This is a genomic window from Alteromonas gracilis, from assembly GCF_036870955.2.
Classification (GTDB): domain Bacteria; phylum Pseudomonadota; class Gammaproteobacteria; order Enterobacterales; family Alteromonadaceae; genus Alteromonas; species Alteromonas gracilis_A.
Window position 1 is genome coordinate 3961626 of record NZ_CP145482.2, and the last position, 18151, is coordinate 3979776.

The window sequence follows — 18151 nt, forward strand, 5'->3', positions numbered from 1 at the left end:
GACGCGATTAGGGCTCTTCTGTCACGTCATTTTCAAAACTAGGATCAATACCCATTTCTTCCATGATGCGGCGCGCTTCAGCTTTAACACACGATTAGGGTTGTCTTTGCGCAGGTCATCATCATTAGGTAGGGGTTGCCCTGTAAACGCATGTAAAAATGCTTCACACAATAACTCTGAATTTGTTGCATGACGCAAATTGTTAATCTGTCGACGAGTACGTTCATCTGTTAACGCTTTCAGCACGTTAATGGGTATAGAAACAGTGACTTTCTTAACCTGTTCGCTCTTTTTACCATGCTCTGCGTAAGGATGAATATACTTACCGTTCCATTCTGCCATTGTACTTACTCGGTCTACTCTTATTTATGTTATGAATAGAAATTCTAAACAAGTTCACGAAAAGGTCAATTGAGCAGTGTAAACCTCTTGACGTCTAGACATATATTCTTTAATTTAGACGTCTAAACGTCTATATGAACATTACATTTGAGAGAATAGCCATGGTTTCTTACGCACAGGGTATCGATGCACTAAATCAGTCACTGTCAGAATTGCGTGATATTGATGTGTCTTTTGAGTTTTTCCCACCAAAAACTGAAGCCATGGAAAAGACCCTTTGGAAATCAGTAGAACGTCTTGCCCCACTCAAACCAAGCTATATGTCGGTAACTTATGGCGCCAATAGCGGCGAGCGAGATAGAACTCACGATGTAGTGAAGCGTATTCAACAGCAAACTGGCGTGGCGGCTGTACCTCATTTAACCTGCGTAGACGCAAGCCGTGAAGAGTTAAAACAGATCGCGCAAGACTATTGGGACTCAGGCATTCGCCGTATTGTTGCGCTGCGCGGCGATTTACCGCAAGGGGTGGACAAAACAGAGATGTATGCCTCAGGTTTAGTCGCGCTCTTAAAAGACGTCGCCGACTTTGATATTTCAGTTGCGGCATACCCAGAAAAACACCCTGAAGCGCCCAACGCTCAGTTTGACTTGCTTAACTTAAAGCGCAAAGCTGAAGCTGGCGCAACAGAAGCTATTTCACAGTTCTTCTTTGACACCAGCGTTTTCTTGCGTTTTAGAGACCGTGCAGCGGCGGCTTAGTGTCGATCTTGACTTAGTACCAGGCATATTACCTGTCACAAACTATCAAACCTTAGTGAAGTTTGCAGGGTTTACTAATGTGCATGTACCAGGTTGGTTACATAAGATGTTTGACGGCCTGGATGAGGACGATCAAGCCACCCGAAACTTGATTGGCGCTAACATCGCGATGGATCAAGTAAAGGTCCTTGCAAAAGAAGGCGTTAAACACTTCCATTTTTATACGCTTAACCGAAGCGAGTTGAGCTATGCCATTTGCCATATGCTTGGTGTACGAGGAAACGGTTAAACACCTTTTTTGCATAAAACTTTTGCTACAAGCCCTCCTCACAGTTACCATTTCTAAACGTGCGGTAATGTCCACCGCATTGTTTGATGTTTAAATGCTGTCGGGAGAGCGTGCGTGGATTTAGAAAAAGTTAACGCCATTTACAGGAGTATGGCGCCGCAGGTCAAAGACCTCTTTGATATATTCGTTAAGCGCTGTAGAGAAGACAGCATCACGATTTCTGCAGGTCACCTTGCTTATGTGACCTTGTTATCTCTGGTGCCATTTATCATGGTTACCTTTACGATAATGTCGGCATTTCCTGCTTTCGCTTCAGTACGTACTAAGCTTGAACATTTCGTTTTTAGTAACTTCGTGCCCACCGCTAGCGACGTGGTTCATAAATATATGACCGACTTTGTTGGCAATGCTTCTCAGATGAGTGCAATCGGTATTTTATCCCTCTTAGTTGTTGCGCTATTGCTTATATCCAATGTTGATAAAACCCTAAACCGCATTTGGCGCACGCAAAGCGACAGACCTATTATTTACACATTTGCCATATATTGGATGGTAATTACGCTGGGCCCTATGCTAATTGGCTCAAGTGTGGTCGTGAGTTCATATTTAACTGGCCTTGCGGCATTTACTGAGGAATACACACCTGGGCTGGGCACATTCTTACTTAGTTTAGTGCCAAGCGGTGCTGCCATGCTGGCCTTTGCTATATTGTATATGGTCGTACCGAACAGGCGCGTATACGCGCGCCATGCGCTTGCGGGGGCTGTTGTGGCCACCATCGCCTTTGAAATGACCAAGTCAGGGTTCGCCCTCTATGTGACCAACTTTCCCTCGTACGAGCTCATTTACGGAGCTTTAGCGGTTGTGCCTATTTTATTTATTTGGGTATACCTATCTTGGATTATCGTGCTGTTCGGTGCAGAGTTTACTTGCAGTTTAGGCGAAGCATTTGAAAATAGAAAAGCGGAACACGAGCCCAGGACAGTACCAGAAGAGTAAATAAGGCAGTATCAAAAAAGGGAGCTATTGCTCCCTTTTTACTAACAGCCACTAAGCATTATTACGCGATGTGCTTTAGTTTTTCATTGATGCAATAAACGCATCCGATTCTGCAATCGCTGAGTTCATTTGGCGAATAAGCTGCGCCACATTATTTTCTATGGTTGAAAGCTCACCTTGTAATGCGCCAATCGCACTTGCATTAAGATTATGCTTTAAATATAAAACGTTATCTTGTAGTGCGGTTAAGACAGGTGGCATCTTGCTTTCTGCGTTGCGCATAGCTTTCATTAGCGATTTATAACGGCGCTGTGTTTCACGCAACTTTGCCGCACTGTCGCGTTTTAACGAAGCATTTTGATATTTCTCTAGCTCTTCTTGCCATTCGTCAAACAACGCTTCTGCAACGCCTTCCACTTTATCAATACGCGCCGTTACGTCAGCCGCAGCTGCTACACTGTCTTCATATTGGCCGTTTAAGCTATCATATACATCTTCAAGCTCGCCACCATCGAAAGCCACAGCTGCGCTAAACGCTTCAAGCGCAGAGCTAAATTGCTCTTGCGCCTCTTCTTGTGACTCTTTAGCGTTTTCGACACGATCAACCAAGATGTCTCGTTTTTCTACGCCCACTTTTTCCCAAGCGGCATAATATGCCGACTGACAACCAGTAAGAGAAAGCACTGCAATAAATACCGCAGCTAGTAATTTCATGATGTTAATCTCCAGCTTTATAGCGCGCCGCACTAATAATACTGATTAGATGCAAAATTACGCCAAGAGGCCAAAACACGATTGCGAGTACTACTGTCGCAGCAAGCGCATATGACACGCCCACAGCAATGAAGTAAAACAATGCACCTAAAATTCTGCCTTGCACTAAATGCCCTAAACCAGGGATAAAAAAGTTACAAATAGCGGCAATAACGTTACCGCCCGATCCTTGACCTGCCATATAAACATCCTCGCATTTATGATTATAATATGATTAGCTAGTACGCGATGACACTTGTTCTATCGTCTATATTTTTCAAAATCAGGCGGTAGAGGGAGCGAAAGCGGATAGCTCGTGTAGTCTTTATAACAATAAATTAAACCAAAACAGGCACTCACACAACGCGCAGAAACAAAATGAAACGACTTTATCCCGACGTAACCTGCTACCAAAATGGATTGATAAACGTGGGCAGCGGGCACTCGCTCTACTTTGAGCAAAGTGGCAACCCTGACGGTATTCCCGTGCTATTTGTACACGGAGGACCTGGCGCTGGGCTTCCACCCAACTATAAGTGCTTTTTTGATAACAACAAATATCGCATTATAGGCTACGAACAGCGTGGATGTGGCCGCTCTACCCCTCTCGCCTCAACATCTAATAACGACACCAACCAAAACGTCAACGACATTGAACTGCTACGCCAACATTTAGATATTCCTAAGTTACTGTTATTCGGCGGATCATGGGGATCTACGTTGTCGTTGCTTTATGCCATAGCGCATCCCGATGCCGTCATTGGGTTAATATTACGGGGCGTATTTTTGGCTCGCCAAGAAGATAGAGATTGGTTCTTGTCACCAAAAGGTTGTGCAGCGCAGCTCTTCCCAGAATATTATCGCAAATTCACCAAAGACATCCCTACGCCTCTTTCTACTAGTCAGGTATGTGATTTTTACAGCCATGCTATCAACTCAAACAATGAGGTGCTAAGACATGCAGCGCTCAAGCGTTGGTATCAGTGGGAAGAAAGATTGTCTCGCATCACACTGCCCCCTGGAGTTGGCGACTCTACATCCCACTACCCTATGCAATTGGTGACATCGTTGGCTACATTAGAGTGCCACTTTTTATCCCATAAGTGCTTCATTCCAGAAAACTATATTCTTGAAAATATAGAAAAAATACGACATATTCCTGGCACGATTGTACACGGCCGATACGATATGATCTGCAAAACCGAGGCCGCAGAGGCACTGCATAAAGCATGGCCTCAAAGCCAGTTGCAGATTATTGCAGATGCAGGGCACAGCACATCAGAGCCAAGTATTGGCTATGCGCTTTGCCGAGCAACGCGAGACATGTCGCGCTTTATTCAGGAGTCTAAGAAGTGATAGGACTAATTCAACGTGTTTCTCAAGCCAATGTGACTGTCGCAGGTGAGGTAATCGGTGAAATTGGGCCAGGCATGCTGGTTTTACTGGGCGTTGAAAGAGACGATGGCGACGCACAGATTGAAAAACTCGCTAACAAACTTTGCCGTTATCGCATGTTCAATGATGATGACGGAAAGATGAACTTGAATGTTGAGCAAATAGGCGGCGAAATATTGGTGGTTTCTCAGTTCACGCTTGTCGCCGATACGCAAAAGGGAAACCGTCCTGGCTTCTCTCGTGGCGCTACGCCGCAGCATGGCAACGATATTTACATCAAGTTTGTTGATGCACTTAAAAGTAAAGGGATGCGCGTCGCTACTTACCAGTTTGGTGCCGATATGCAGGTTGGCCTTATCAATGATGGGCCTGTGACATTTCAGTTTCAGGTCTAAATCAACGTATTTCTCGAGCCTAGTGCGTGTCATCTTCGCTCTAACTTAATTCTACTTACATATTTTAGCTTGTGCCTAGGTAGCGGTTACGTTTAAATACTCTTTCACTTTTTTAAAAAGGTCGGTTTATTGTGTACAAGGTTGTCACGCCAAAGAGCGATGCCGAGTTTGAAGCTTATTTCCATTTTCGCTGGCAGCACTTACGCCAGCCTTGGAACTTTCCTCCCGGCTCAGAAAAGGATGAATATGAGCAAGTCGCTGAGCACCGTATAATCACAAATCGAAATGGTGATATTGTTGCTTGCGGTCGCGTGCATCTAAATACGGCTGAAGAAGCTCAAATAAGGCATGTCGCCGTGCATTCCGAACACTTAAGAAAAGGTTTGGGACAAATGATGATGGCAGCCCTTGAAAACGTAGCCAAGGACTTAGGTGCGGAGCGCGCGGTAACCAACAGCCGAGAGATATCCATCGATTTCTTTAGTGCCTGCGGTTTCGAGATTGAGCGAGAAGCTCCTAACGAATTGGGCATGTTAAAGCGACAACAAATGGTGAAGAAATTCACTGAGAGCAACACACTCGTCTTGCACCCTAAGTGGTGTAAAGCACTTCAAGATACCTGGACAGAAACCATTCCTATCACTGAACATATGGGAATAAAACTCTATCAATACACAGGTAGAACACTGGAAACCCGCGCTTCTCTGAATAAAAATATCAATATCCACGGCACTATGTTTGCTGGCAGCATTTTCTCACTTGCCACGCTTACTGGCTGGGGCATGATTTATTTGCAGCTAAGAGAACGCGGTTTAGACGGCGATATTGTGCTTGGTGACGGCGATATTCATTACCACAAGCCCATTACCATGAAACCCCGTGCAATCTGCAATATAGAGACACTATCTGGAAAATTTAAACCCCTCGAGCGCGGACACAAAGCTCGCTTTGAGCTTAGTGTTGCTATCTTAGATGGTGATAACCCTGTGGCCGAATTTGAAGGGGTGTTTTGGGTGCTCCCGCCTTCAAAAAATGAAGAAAAATAAGCCGAGAAACCAATAAATGCTCACATGGTGTAACGCCATCTTAAATGACAGACAATAAAAAAGCGCCATGTAGGCGCTTTTTTTGGAATCGTGAATCGCTACAACTACGCAACCATGGCGGCTTGAAGCTTCTTCATCGCATTTTTTTCAATTTGGCGAACACGCTCAGCAGAAACTTGATATTTGTCCGCTAAGTCTTGCAGCGTTATTTTGTTATCGGCTAACCAACGCGTTTCGATAATGTCTTGGCTACGTTCATCCAATGTTTTAATCGCTGAGTAAAGACGCTTGCTTGCGGCAGTATCCCAGTCGTTATTGATAACATCAGTTTCGACATCTGAAGATTTATCTTCTAGATATTGAACGGGTGCAAAGTTACCGGTTTCGTCTTCATCTGCGGTTAAGTCAAACGCTTGATCTTGGCTGCTCATACGCGCTTCCATTTGAAGCACTTCTTTTGTACTTACACCCAGTTCATCTGCGACCGTTTGTACTTCGTCATGAGTAAACCAACCAAGACGCTTTTTCGCTTTGCGTAAATTAAAGAACAACTTACGCTGTGCTTTTGTTGTCGCAACTTTAACGATGCGCCAGTTTTTAAGCACAAATTCGTGAATTTCGGCTTTAATCCAATGCACCGCGAAAGAAACCAAGCGAACGCCCACCGTTGGGTCAAAACGCTTAACGGCTTTCATCAGACCGATATTGCCTTCTTGAATTAGATCAGCTTGTGGCAAGCCATAACCTGAATAAGACTTTGCAATGTGCACTACAAAACGAAGATGCGACATTACTAGCTTTCGAGCGGCTTGTAAGTCTTCGTCTTCGCGAAGGCGCACTGCCAACTCGCGCTCTTCTTCAGCGCTAAGCATATCAATGCTGCTAACAGCCTGAATGTAGCCTTCAATGCTACCGCTGTGTGGCACTGACAGGGCCATAGATTGCAAATTATTGCTCATTGTTCACCTCATTTATTGCCGCTTCATATTAGCAAAGTAACCGAAGCTGCGCGAGACCTAATTAAGATATGAAGTCTAACCGATATGTAGGTATAGTGACTTTTTACACAATATCAAGACCTACATTAAGAAAAAAAGTTCAACTGCGATGATGACGCTCTCTTCTCAAAAAATGCTTTACGGCATCGTTCAGAGTAAATCGAGACAAGCGTTAATCATACAACTTTTTATGACACTATTATTATACAGCGGCAAATTGTTTTTTGTTTACCACTAGTCTCATCAGTACGAAAACTGTCGTACGAGCAGCGTCACATAATCAATTAGGCTAATTGAATAGATGTGTCCTATGATATGTCTTGCTTTTCGCGAAGGAAACTGAAAATAATAGATTGATACAATCGATTTTTTGCACTACTTACCGCTGTGACGTATTTCTTAAGACACAAACTATAAAAAACAAGTCGTTGTAAAAGAAATACGAAAGACGCAGCAATGAGGGATTTGATGTTTGCTTATGTCGCTAGACAACCAATATTTAATGTAAATCGCGAAGTTTACGCTTACGAGTTGCTTTTTCGCATAGGCGAAGAAAATTGCTTTCCAGATATTCCCCCTGATGAAGCGACGTCAAAAATTCTTACCTCCACGCATTTGAGCTTGGGTATCGAGGAAATTACTGGCGACAAGAAAGCCTTTATTAACTTCCATCGCGATACATTGATGTTCCGTTTCCCAACATCATTAGATGCCAGCAAAGTGGTTATTGAGGTTGTTGAGACTGTTGAAGTTGACGAAGCCCTGGTGGCAGCATGCAAGCACATTCGAGGGCTGGGTTACCCGATAGCACTTGATGACTACGATATGCAAGGTAAGTGGGAAGCCTTCATCCCTTTCACAAGCGTAGTCAAAATTGACGTTACTGAAATTCCTCACGAAGAAATACCTGCCCTTGTCGAACGCTTCAAGTCGCACAAAATTGAATTAGTGGCTGAGCGGATTGAAACCTACGAAGAGTTTCGTAAATTTAAGGAAATGGGCTTTGATTATTTTCAAGGTTACTTCCTTGCCAGACCAGAGATAGTAAGGCACCGAAAGCTAGGTCCAAGTAGTTTGACCATGATGCAATTGCTTTCGCTTAGCAGCCAGTCAAAGCTGAACTTTGACGAAGTAAACAAGATCATCGAACGCGATCCATCGCTTACTTACTTGCTTTTGCGTTTTATAAACAATCCATTGGTGAATAAACGCCACAAAATCACATCGTTAAAACACGCGCTTACCTTTATGGGTGAAGTGGAAGTGAAAAAGTTTATTTCACTTTTGGCATTGGCCAATCTAAACGACGGACAACCAACAGAATTAATGCAAATGGCGTTGGTGCGAGCGAAGTTTTGCGAACTCGTTTACACAAAGATTCACCGTGACGATGACCCGCTTACTGGTTTTTTAACCGACCTGCTGTCGCTGCTTGATGCAATGATGGAACAAAGTATTGAAGATCTTGTTAGTAAAGTTCCTATAAGTGATGCCGTTAAAGATGCATTATGTGGCCAACCAGGCCTGTTGCGAAACTGTTTAACACTTGCGCAGTATTTTGAAAGAGCCAAGTGGGGCGGTATTCAGCAATTTGCAAACAAGTATGACGTTAAACAGAATCTGTTACACAGCTACTACAACGAAGCTATCAAGTGGGCGAAGCACATGCATAACGCTGCACTTAATGATAACGACGGGTAGCATTTTATGGTAACAATAGTTGTTAGTTTGCGATTACATATCTTAGACTAAAAAGAGTGATGCTTATTTGTAGTGCTATTTAATGCGTATTCGCTGATTCGGCACCACAGGGACGGTGTCTGAATCATCAAAAAAGTACACGCTACCATGTTGAATCAGGAAAGAATTATGTTCGCGTTTATTGCCCGTCAGCCCATTTTAGATAAGAGCAAAAGTGTTTTTGCTTATGAGCTGCTCTTCAGAGATGGAAAAAGTGGTGCTTACCCAGAGCATAGTGAAGACAAATCGAAATTTATTACAGAGCATTTTCACCCTCTCGGTCTAGATGACATCTGTGGCGAGAAAAAATCCTTTATCACGTTCTCTTCGGAAACCTTAATTTCGAGATTTCCTACTAACTTAAACCCAGATTCGGTTGTTGTTGAATTAGCTGATCCCACAGACACGACAAGCGGTTTGTTTGAAGCTTGCCAACACATTAAGCAACTAGGGTTCAAGTTGGCTATTGATGACCCCATGATGGTCGGCTCAAAACACGATATTTTTCCACTTATCGACATTGTCAAAGTGGATGTTACCGAGAGCCGTTTCGAAACGATTGAAAAACAAATCCCCCGCTACCACGACAGCAATGTTCAACTAGTAGCTGAGCAGGTAAACACCCAAGATAACTTTTCGACCTGTGTCGATTTGGGTTTTGATTTGTTCCAAGGGTATTTTTTCTCGCAGCCAGAAGCGCGTATATTGCGACAGTTAATGGCATCGAAAATGAATGTCGTCGATTTGATGGGTGAAAGTGCCAATTCAGACTTTGATATTGTGCGCATAAGCCAAATCATTGAACGCGATGCTACGCTGAGCTTCTTATTACTAAAGTTCATCAATAACCCGACAATTAACAAGCGCTATAAAATAACTTCTCTTCGCCATGCACTTAACTACATGGGTGAGGTAGAAATTAAGAAGTTCATTGCGCTGTTAAGCTTGACTAACCTGGGTGATGAAAAGCCGCTAGAGATCATTCATATGTCGCTAGTTCGTGCAAAATTCTTCGATTTGATGGCAGAGCGAAGAGGGCTCAAGAATAATCCGCCTATCGCATTTTTAGTAGGCCTATTTTCGCTACTCGAAGGCCTGCTTGACCAGTCAATGACGGATATCCTAAAGCAGCTGCCTCTGTCAGAAGAAGTGAATGATGCCTTACTAGGTAAGAACGCAGAAATGAACAGTTACATGACGTTAGTCAGGGCATTTGAAAGTGCACTGTGGATGAACGTTATTAAGCAAGCCAAATTACTGGGTATCGATCAGAAGCAACTTCATGTTCTATACAACCAAGCCATTGTTTGGGGTAATGGTGTTCGAAGTGCAATTTCATCCCACTACCCTAGAGCAATAGCGTAAAGTAGTTAAAATAAGGCGCTTAGCTTCGGCGCTTTTTTATTTTGGTTCGATTTGCCTTACGTGGCGCTGAACTGAGATAAGCGAGCCTAATAGCCCCAGTAAAATAGACAGTCCCAGCATGGTAAGCAACGCATTGCCTGTTAGACCCGTAATATTAAACTCTTTTTGATACATAGCGGCAAACGTCGTAATACTGCTGTCCATCCACCACAAAATAATAATGACAGCAAACCAGGCCATTAAACCACCTAGCAATCCATACCAAAAACCTGTGTATAAGAAAGGACGGTGAATAAATGCATCCGTCGCCCCAACCAACTTCATCACTACAATTTCATCGTACTTATTGAGAATATTCAGACGAATGGTATTGCCAATAATCAACACCACTGCAATAAACAGCAAAAGACCAATAAGGGTTACCAAATCAGTCGCTATATCAATAACAGCGTAGAGTCGCTCAAGCCACTCAATGTCTAGCTTCCCAATGTCGACCTCGCGTTGCTGTCTAAGCTTATCAAGAAGCTCCTGGGCTGCTGTAGGTGAAGCATATTTCTCGGTTGGCGTAACCAACACTACATCAGGCAAGGGGTTTTTCTCTAAATAAGCAATGGCATCACCAAGGCCTGATAAGTGTTGAAACTCTTTTAAGGCATCGTCTGCTGGAATGTAGACAACGCTATCTATTTCTTGCCAAGTATTAAGCCTAGCGACTAACTGTTGAGAGCTTGTCGCCGTCACATTGGGCTTTAGGAAAAGTGAGATTTCTGAAGCCTGTTCCCACCCCGCGGTAATTTTTTCGGTGTTTTTCACCATAATGTAAAGGGTACTGGGAAGCGTAATACTGAGTCCTAGCACGCCAATTGTCATTAATGATGCCATAGGTTGGCGCCACAGCTCTCCAAGGCTAGAAAGCGCTTGCCTTACATGACTAACAAAAAACATCACAACAGACTGGATAAGCCCCACTTTTGATGATGAAGCACCTTGCGCGCGGCCTTTGAATAAGATACTCATGACCATTCTCCATCTGCGCTGCTTTGATTGTCCAGCCCTTCGGTTAAACCATCGGTAATCATTTGCCCATTTTTAAGCGTAAGCGTGCGGTATCGCATGCGCGCAATAAGACCTAAATCGTGGGTTGCAATGAGGACAGACACGCCCGCCTGATTGAAATCTTCGAAAAGACGGATAATTTCCATCGATAGTTTAGGGTCTAAGTTACCAGTAGGCTCATCGGCCAGTAAAAGTGGAGGCTTATTCACTACAGCACGAGCAATACCCACACGCTGCTGCTCACCACCAGATAACGTGATAGGGAGACAGCGTGTTTTATCTCTTAGTCCCACCATTTCTAGCGCGGCTTCTACTCGTTTGCGAATTTCTTTGTGGGTGTAACCTTCAATAACAAGGGGAAGTGCCACATTATCAAATACGGTTTTATCCATAAGAAGCTGATGACTTTGGAAAATCATACCAATATCACGTCTTATGTAGGCTATATCTCTGCGCGTAATGCTATTTAAATCGTGGCCATTAATTAGCACGCGACCAACAGTAGGACGCTCCATAATGCTGATAAGCTTGAGCAAGGTGCTTTTTCCTGCACCAGAGTGGCTTATTAAAAAGGCCATCTCACCAGGCGCAATGTGAAAACTCACTTTGCTTAGCGCCCGCTGGCCGCCAGGGTAGGTTTTGCTTACCTGCTCAAACTTTATCATTATTCTTCCCTACTGCCGTTACGGGTTAGCTTTGTGGTGTTTCCATCTCGCTAAACAAGGCATCAATAAACTCTTGCCCATCAAATGAGCGCAAATCGTCAATGCTCTCACCTACACCAATATACCTTATAGGAATACTAAACTGATCGGCAATAGAGAATATCACCCCACCCTTTGCAGTACCGTCTAATTTGGTTAGCGTGATGCCCGTAAGACCTACCGCTTCATTAAATAATTTAGCCTGACTTACGGCGTTTTGCCCTGTGCCAGCATCAAGAGTCAGCATAACTTCATGTGGCGCGTTGGGGTTGAGTTTTTTCATAACTCTAACCACTTTTTTGAGCTCTTCCATCAAGTTGTTTTTGTTTTGTAAGCGACCTGCTGTATCAGCAATAAGTACATCTGTGCCACGGGATTTTGCAGCTTCTAGCGCGTCATAAAGTACTGAAGCACTATCTGCACCTGTGTGTTGTGCAATAACCGGAATATCATTGCGTTCTCCCCACACTTGCAGCTGCTCGACGGCTGCGGCCCTAAACGTATCACCAGCTGCCAACATAACTTTCTTACCTTGCTGCTGGAACTGCTTTGCCAATTTACCGATTGTTGTGGTTTTACCTACACCATTTACGCCTACCATTAAAATAACGAATGGTCCTTCACTCGAATCATGTGCTTGCATGACCTCAGGCAATGGCTCATGCACCTTAGAGAGCATACCCGCCATTTGTTGTTTAAGGATGTCCAGCAACGCCTCAGCGTCTTTAAGCTGTTTGCGAGACGCGCTGTCCGTGAGGTGATCGATGATCTTTTGCGTAGTGTCCATTCCTACATCAGCAACCAACAGCTGCGTTTCTAAGTCTTCATACAACTCATCATCAATGGCCTTGCCTTTGAACAAGCTAACGATGCCGCTACCTAAATTCTCTTTGGTACGCGATAAGCTGTCTTTTAATCGTGCAAATAACGATTTCTTCTCTTTGGGCTGTTCGGCCTGAGCTTTGGCTTCCGCTTGTGCTCTAGCACGCTCGGCTTCTTCTGCCTGTGCTTTGGCTTCTGCTTCCGCCTGTGCTCTAGCACGCTCTGCTTCTTCAGCCTGAGCCTTGGCTTCTGCTTCCGCCTGTGCTCTAGCACGCTCCGCTTCTTCAGCCTGAGCCTTGGCTTCTGCTTCCGCTTGTGCTCTAGCGCGCTCGGCTTCTTCGGCCTGAGCTTTGGCTTCTGCTTCCGCTTGTGCTCTAGCACGCTCTGCTTCTTCGGCCTGCGCCTTAGCTTCTGCTTCTGCCTGCGCTCTAGCGCGCTCGGCTTCTTCGGCCTGAGCTTTGGCTTCTGCTTCCGCTTGTGCTCTAGCACGCTCTGCTTCTTCGGCCTGCGCCTTAGCTTCTGCTTCCGCTTGCGCTTTAGCACGCGCTGCTTCTTCTGCCTGTGCTTTGGCTTCTGCTTCCGCCTTTGCTCTAGCACGCTCGGCTTCTTCGGCCTGAGCTTTGGCTTCTGCTTCTGCCTGCGCTCTAGCGCGCTCGGCTTCTTCGGCCTGAGCTTTGGCTTCTGCTGCTTGTTGCTCCTGTGCTAGCTTTTCTGCAGCAGCTTTTTCCGCCGCCTGCTGCTGTGCCAGCTCTTGAGCCTGCTGGGCTTTTTCTTTCTCTGCTTTTTTGTTCTTGTTGAACCAGCCAAAAAGTTTCGACATTGTTAGGACAAATCCTTATAAATTCTGAGCAAATTCGGCTACACTTGCCGCCAATCGTATGAACGCATGATACCACTGTCAGCCACTATGAAGCGAGTCTCTCGCCCTTCTCGGGCAACATCTTCTGCAAAAAAACGCCATTTGGCAAAAAGTGCCGCAGGGCAACGAAATACCCAAGCAGGCCAAATTCGCATTATTGGCGGACAATGGCGAGGCCGAAAACTCCCGGTACTAGACGCTCTGGGACTTCGTCCCACCACCGACCGAAACAAAGAAACGCTGTTTAATTGGTTAATGCCTTATGTAAACGGTGCACGTTGTCTAGACGTTTTTGCTGGCTCTGGGGGACTTGGGCTTGAGGCCTTGTCACGTTATGCATCGCACTGCGACTTTATTGAGCTGGATAAAGGTGCTGCAGCACAGTTGCGTACCAACTTAGCAACCCTAAAACTCGGCGATGCATCCTCAGCAAGGGTACATAATGCTAATGCTCTACAGGTCTTAAGTGGGCTATCAGTTAACCCTTATGATATTGTTTTCGTCGACCCACCATTTAATAAGGGATTAGTCGAGCCTGCACTCGTTGCGTTGATTAACTGTGTGAAAGCAGGCAGCATAATTTACCTTGAACACGAAAGTACGCTCACTACACCAACTCTGCCTGAAAAGTGGCAAATAATTAAGGAAAAGCGTACAAACGCGCTATGCTATATGCTTATTGAGGTCACTGATTAAGCGTAGGTACTACAGTTCGAGACCAATATTCGATATGCCAGCTTCTAGTGCAAGCGTCTTCAATTCGTCTGACGCTTTTGCAGGGTACTTAGCTTGTTCAACATAATCGAGAAGCTCATTTTGCACTTCTACCTCAAACTCCATCAATGGATGGCTTTTTACTGTCTCGTCAGTGGCTTCTTCGGTGGCAAGTAGATAAGCCTCTACGCTGCCTTGGGATAGCTTGCTAATTACTACCGCACCTTGAGGATCATCTCCCCCAACCAAGTTTAATAGGTAGCTAAACCAATTGCTGCATCAATAGCGGGATACACGCCATAGTTGTCAAACTCACTGGTGTCTGGGGTCGCCACTTCCACTTTTTCTAACTGTACGGCGACATTGAATTTACTTTTCGGTGACTTAAGCGACTCCCAAACCAAATTCAGACAGTTTCGAAGCGCATCAGCATCACCTGTTTCTGTCACTTCGCAAAACAACGCGTAATTCGGCAGCATACGCTCTAACAACGCAGCACCAAAAGCAACGGCCTTCCAACCCTCAAGCGCTCGCACGCGTCCAAAAGTATTCAATTTTTGCTTTGCCATTTATAGTGCTCCGGTGGCATGCATAAAGTATTGAGAAACACCATCCAGCAACATCTGAATGGCTATCATGACAAGGATCATACCCATTAAACGTTCCATCGCAACCAATCCACGCTCACCAAGTATTTTGTGAAAGACATTTGAAAACATCAAAATGACCGCACTAATTGACCAAGAGGCGGCTAAGGCGATAGACCAGTCTGTCATTCTATCAGGTGCTTGGTTTGCCAAAAGAATAAGCGCAGCAAGTGTCGATGGCCCCGCTATCATTGGAATGGCTAACGGTACTAGGAAGGGTTCTTCACCTACAGCCAATCCACTAGGATTTCCCGCCGATGGAAAAATCATTTTCAGCGCAATAAGAAAGAGGATTATGCCGCCTGCAATACTGACAGTTTCCTGCTCAACATTGAGAAAATTAAGTACTGATTGACCACTAAAAAGAAACAGAAACAAAATACCTAGTGCAAACAGCAATTCGCGGATCATGATAAATTGACGGCGTTTTGGTTCTATCGATTTCAACACCGACATAAATACAGGCAAGTTGCCAAGCGGATCCATGATCAAAAAAAGCATGATTGCCGCAGACCAAGTATCCATTGCAGAGGCTCTCCAGAAAGTGTATTCAAAGCGAAAGGGTGATGGCGCGCAATGGTAAACCAAGCTAGCTTGCTTAAAAACACCTATATCGCTCTATAAGTAAAAAATATTCGAAAAATAAAAAATATACGCTTAAATAATAGGGTAAAGATAGCGCCAGTTCTGATTTTTTCAGTGAAGGATATTGACTATCTACACCTTTTGGATAATGTCGTAACAGTAAAGCTTTTGATGTAATGGGTTGTTCCGACATATTTGTTCGTGACCTTAACTTCAAGAATAAGAATAATCAAAAAATAACAATTGGATAAATACAATGAGTTTGATGACAGTCAAAGAGGTAGCCGCGTTTCTAGGTGTGCAGGAAGTTCGCGTTGAACGTTTAGAAAGAGAGAGCCTTTTAGTGTCGAGAGAAAAAGATACAGATGGCAACCCACTTTTTGACAGTGGCGATGTTGAGCGCTATAAGCAGCTTGCAGAACGCCTTGGTGGTATCTAAACCTATTTGAATTAAGAAATAGGCTATATGAAAGAAAAAAGGCACCATCAAACGATAGTGCCTTTTTCAATTACGCTACATTTTAGCGCGTTTTAAAGTCTTTCAGCATACGCGCAATAGAGCGAATGCCTTTTGCAGTAGCGCCAACCTAAGCATTTCGGCGGTTGCTCCGCCATGGTAAGCTGCCGCCAGATCTAAGTGTACCCACCCTTCGTGCTTCACAAAGCGTGACAAGAAGCCAGCAGCATTTGATGCGCCGCCACCGCCGCCACCTTTCATAGGTCGGCTATTTGCTGTATCTGCAAATGCCGATGGACAACGATCCGCGTGGAATGCTTCAAGAGGCAATGGCCAGAAGCGTTCGTTCTCTGCCTTAGCCGCTGCAAGCATCTGTGCTTGTGCATCGTCATCGAGTGAAAATACGCCATGATAGTCAGAGCCAAGCGCCACTACCGCAGCACCTGTTAATGTAGCGGCATCGATGATAAGTGGCGCACCTGTATCGGTCGCAGCCATTAGACCATCAGCCAATACTAGACGCCCTTCAGCATCGGTATTAACCACTTCAACGGTTACGCCATTTTTGTAAGTAAGCACATCACCTAGCTTGTAAGCGTGGCCGCTGATCAGGTTTTCAGCGCAGCACAAGATAAGCTGAATGCGCTTTTCTATACATTGAGTAATAGCAAGTCCCAACGCACCCGTAACCGTCGCAGCTCCGCCCATGTCGCATTTCATATCAAGCATCCCTTCGCTTGATTTAATACTGTAACCACCGCTGTCAAACGTGATGCCCTTACCAACTAGTACTGCATCAACCGAGCGCGTCGTTGTTTCCAGTAGGATTATAATCAAGCACAAGCATTGCTAAGCGGACGCTCACTACCGCGACCTACATTGTATATACCAATCCAACCCTGTTCTTTTAGGTCTTCACCTACAGTCATTGTATACGACACTTTGTCACCGCCCAGAGACGCTATCCATTGTGCGGCGCGCGTTGCCAATGTTTCTGGACTTAAGTCTTCAGGAGTATCATTGACTAACTGACGAGTGAACAGCAGTGCCGCATATTCTTGTTCTAACGCCGCTTTGTCATCCGTGTCAGCCCATTCGATCGCGCCAGGCTTTCGTGCTCGCGTAAAGCTTAAAGCAAATGCCCACTGTTGCTCTTTATGCCACTGGCCTTCCAACGCAACATGTTGCAAATTCAAGCCGTCAAGCTTGCGAGCCGCCTGCTGAATCAAACGCTCATTTAAGGCATCGTCAGGTAGGTGAATAACAGCGCCTGCTTCGGTAAATGAAAGTTTTGCCCCTTCGCCCCAAACGCTCTGGGCGTTTTCTGTCGAAAGACTAACGGTGAATGTTGCCATTAGATTATTTCCTTTTGTCTTAAATTTGTTTCGCGCATTCTGCGTTGTATAAATGTCTGCTATTCTGCGCGCCTGTTCTCATTGTTAAGGAGAAACATGGAATTTTCATCTTCACTCATACGCGGCACGCTTGTAAAAAGATACAAACGATTTTTAGCCGATGTAGCATTACCTGACGGCAGCATAGTCACCGCGCACTGTCCCAACACGGGAGCAATGACGGGCTGTGCAGAGCCTGGATTTACCGTTTTTTTGAGTGAATCAACCAATCCCAAGCGAAAACTCAAATATACTTGGGAACTAGCGCAGACATTTGACGGTCATTTTATTGGTATAAATACCCATAATGCTAATAAATTGGTGGCAGAAGCACTCAATAACAAGGTGCTTGGTTTATTTAATGATATTGACTCATGGAAAGCAGAAGTAACACCTCCAACCGCAAATAGTCGATTCGACTTTGCTTTAACGCGCGGCAGCGATGTTGCCTACATGGAGGTCAAGTCTGTGACGTTGGCAGAAGAAAACCGCGGCTTTTTTCCTGATGCAGTTACACAACGAGGTGCCAAACACTGCCTTGAACTTGCGCGTTTAGCACAATCTGGTATACAAACATGTCTGCTCTTTTGTGTACAACATACGGCAATTGACAGCGTTAGTATCGCGTCGCACATTGATCCAACGTATGCACAAAGCGTAAAAGCTGCCGAAAAAGCGGGCGTAAAGGTGTTAGCTGCAGGCTGTACAATTGATGAACAAAAACTTATTTTAAATCAAACACTCCCAGTTATTTTGTAAAAAATAGGTTGATTTTTTTCATTTCGACGCCATATTTGCGCCTTGTTTTAATGGGAGAACGCATTTATTGC

16 protein-coding genes and 4 pseudogenes are annotated in these 18151 nt (G+C 44.7%); 10 read left to right on the forward strand and 10 right to left on the reverse strand.

Features of this window, described 5'->3' with window-relative positions:
* Positions 1–7: 7 nt before the first annotated feature.
* A pseudogene (metJ, locus tag V6N89_RS19065) lies at positions 8–342 on the reverse strand (met regulon transcriptional regulator MetJ).
* A gap of 161 nt (positions 343–503) precedes the next feature.
* Between metJ and metF the strand changes: the two are divergent.
* Together metF and V6N89_RS19075 are read left to right on the forward strand one after the other, a co-directional pair.
* Positions 504–1392 (forward strand): annotated as a pseudogene (gene metF / locus V6N89_RS19070) (methylenetetrahydrofolate reductase).
* Between the two features lie 114 nt (positions 1393–1506).
* Entirely contained in the window at positions 1507–2391 is an 885-nt protein-coding gene (locus V6N89_RS19075; protein ID WP_338518989.1) for a virulence factor BrkB family protein, read from the forward strand.
* Positions 2392–2466: 75 nt separating this feature from the next.
* Here V6N89_RS19075 and V6N89_RS19080 read toward each other — a convergent pair whose 3' ends face one another.
* Together V6N89_RS19080 and V6N89_RS19085 are read right to left on the reverse strand one after the other, a co-directional pair.
* Entirely contained in the window at positions 2467–3105 is a 639-nt protein-coding gene (locus tag V6N89_RS19080; protein ID WP_338518990.1) for a DUF2959 domain-containing protein, read from the reverse strand.
* Positions 3106–3109: 4 nt separating this feature from the next.
* Positions 3110–3346, reverse strand: a complete 237-nt coding sequence (locus V6N89_RS19085; protein ID WP_338518991.1) for a hypothetical protein — start codon at positions 3344–3346, stop codon at positions 3110–3112.
* 176 nt (positions 3347–3522) lie between these two features.
* Between V6N89_RS19085 and pip the strand changes: the two genes are divergently transcribed.
* The 3 genes from pip (at position 3523) to V6N89_RS19100 (ending at position 5980) form a co-directional block, all read left to right on the forward strand.
* Entirely contained in the window at positions 3523–4500 is a 978-nt protein-coding gene (gene pip / locus V6N89_RS19090; RefSeq protein WP_338518992.1) for a prolyl aminopeptidase, read from the forward strand.
* A complete protein-coding gene (dtd, locus tag V6N89_RS19095; protein ID WP_346993102.1) occupies positions 4497–4934 on the forward strand; it encodes a D-aminoacyl-tRNA deacylase in 438 nt (145 codons plus the stop codon). Before pip ends, dtd begins: the two co-directional genes overlap by 4 nt.
* A gap of 131 nt (positions 4935–5065) precedes the next feature.
* On the forward strand, positions 5066–5980 hold the full coding sequence (locus tag V6N89_RS19100; RefSeq protein WP_338518993.1) for a bifunctional GNAT family N-acetyltransferase/hotdog fold thioesterase: 915 nt from the start codon (positions 5066–5068) through the stop codon (positions 5978–5980).
* Between the two features lie 104 nt (positions 5981–6084).
* Here the strand turns inward: V6N89_RS19100 and rpoH are convergent, their stop codons facing one another.
* Complete coding sequence (gene rpoH, locus V6N89_RS19105) at positions 6085–6939, reverse strand: RNA polymerase sigma factor RpoH (protein WP_346993103.1); 855 nt, start codon at positions 6937–6939, stop codon at positions 6085–6087.
* 507 nt (positions 6940–7446) lie between these two features.
* On the opposite strand from rpoH, the gene V6N89_RS19110 reads away from it, so the two are divergent.
* Complete coding sequence (locus V6N89_RS19110; protein ID WP_346993821.1) at positions 7447–8679, forward strand: EAL and HDOD domain-containing protein; 1233 nt, start codon at positions 7447–7449, stop codon at positions 8677–8679.
* A gap of 168 nt (positions 8680–8847) precedes the next feature.
* Positions 8848–10083, forward strand: coding sequence for an EAL and HDOD domain-containing protein (locus V6N89_RS19115; RefSeq protein WP_346993104.1), 1236 nt, complete (start codon positions 8848–8850; stop codon positions 10081–10083).
* A 36-nt stretch (positions 10084–10119) separates the two neighbouring features.
* Here V6N89_RS19115 and ftsX read toward each other — a convergent pair whose 3' ends face one another.
* From ftsX to ftsY, 3 genes are read right to left on the reverse strand one after another with little or no spacing between them, the layout of a single operon-like run.
* Entirely contained in the window at positions 10120–11100 is a 981-nt protein-coding gene (gene ftsX, locus V6N89_RS19120) for a permease-like cell division protein FtsX (RefSeq protein ID WP_338518996.1), read from the reverse strand.
* The gene (gene ftsE / locus V6N89_RS19125; protein WP_346993105.1) at positions 11097–11804 is read right to left on the reverse strand and encodes a cell division ATP-binding protein FtsE; all 708 of its coding nucleotides are present in this window, start codon (positions 11802–11804) and stop codon (positions 11097–11099) included. Before ftsE ends, ftsX begins: the two co-directional genes overlap by 4 nt.
* A gap of 25 nt (positions 11805–11829) precedes the next feature.
* Positions 11830–13485 (reverse strand): signal recognition particle-docking protein FtsY, encoded by a 1656-nt coding sequence (gene ftsY / locus V6N89_RS19130; protein WP_338518997.1) that lies wholly within the window; start codon positions 13483–13485, stop codon positions 11830–11832.
* Between the two features lie 66 nt (positions 13486–13551).
* Here ftsY and rsmD point away from each other — a divergent pair, with 66 nt between their 5' ends.
* The gene (rsmD, locus tag V6N89_RS19135; protein ID WP_338518998.1) at positions 13552–14220 is read left to right on the forward strand and encodes a 16S rRNA (guanine(966)-N(2))-methyltransferase RsmD; all 669 of its coding nucleotides are present in this window, start codon (positions 13552–13554) and stop codon (positions 14218–14220) included.
* Between the two features lie 9 nt (positions 14221–14229).
* On the opposite strand, the pseudogene V6N89_RS19140 reads toward rsmD, so the two are convergent.
* Together V6N89_RS19140 and V6N89_RS19145 are read right to left on the reverse strand one after the other, a co-directional pair.
* Positions 14230–14807: pseudogene (locus V6N89_RS19140) on the reverse strand (YjaG family protein).
* On the reverse strand, positions 14808–15410 hold the full coding sequence (locus tag V6N89_RS19145) for a YhgN family NAAT transporter (protein ID WP_338518999.1): 603 nt from the start codon (positions 15408–15410) through the stop codon (positions 14808–14810).
* A 316-nt stretch (positions 15411–15726) separates the two neighbouring features.
* Here V6N89_RS19145 and V6N89_RS19150 point away from each other — a divergent pair, with 316 nt between their 5' ends.
* Positions 15727–15909 carry a helix-turn-helix domain-containing protein gene (locus V6N89_RS19150; RefSeq protein ID WP_338519000.1) on the forward strand — a complete coding sequence of 61 codons (183 nt, stop codon included), beginning with the start codon at positions 15727–15729 and terminating at the stop codon, positions 15907–15909.
* An 82-nt stretch (positions 15910–15991) separates the two neighbouring features.
* Here the strand turns inward: V6N89_RS19150 and pepB are convergent.
* Positions 15992–17282: pseudogene (gene pepB / locus V6N89_RS19155) on the reverse strand (aminopeptidase PepB).
* Between the two features lie 96 nt (positions 17283–17378).
* Here pepB and sfsA point away from each other — a divergent pair.
* On the forward strand, positions 17379–18080 hold the full coding sequence (gene sfsA / locus V6N89_RS19160; RefSeq protein WP_338519001.1) for a DNA/RNA nuclease SfsA: 702 nt from the start codon (positions 17379–17381) through the stop codon (positions 18078–18080).
* Positions 18081–18151: the final 71 nt, after the last annotated feature.